This window comes from Palleronia pontilimi (assembly GCF_016412875.1).
Lineage (GTDB): Bacteria > Pseudomonadota > Alphaproteobacteria > Rhodobacterales > Rhodobacteraceae > Palleronia > Palleronia pontilimi.
Window position 1 is genome coordinate 1 of record NZ_JAEKPD010000003.1, and the last position, 359, is coordinate 359.

Annotated in this window: 1 pseudogene; it reads left to right on the top strand. The window is 59.1% G+C overall.

The window, feature by feature from the left end:
• Positions 1–168 precede the first annotated feature (168 nt).
• Positions 169–359 (top strand): annotated as a pseudogene (locus tag ILP92_RS05030) (GlxA family transcriptional regulator); the annotation flags it as partial.

Below are 359 nucleotides of genomic sequence, written 5' to 3' on the forward strand. Positions count from 1 at the left end.
ATGTCGGGATCTGGTTCTGGTAGGTCATCTATCGCTCCAGGGTTGGGAATGGGCGGCGGATGTGCCGCTGTCCTGACCCTGGTGATGGACCCGAGCGTCGATTCGCGTTAGAAGCTGAAAGGAAGGGAACGGTGATTATCGGACCGTTCAGTAGGGAAAATTGGAGCCATGAGCATCAAAACGGTCGTGATCGGATCCCCTCTCGCGGGCACATCCGTCCTGTTCTCGATCCTCGACGTGCTGGCGTCGGTGGGTCGCGATTGGGAGATGCTGCACGGCATGCCGATGAAGGCACCGGTGTTTCAGGTCAGTCTCAGAACCGCTGACGGCGCGCCTTACTGGGATGTGAACGGCCGCAA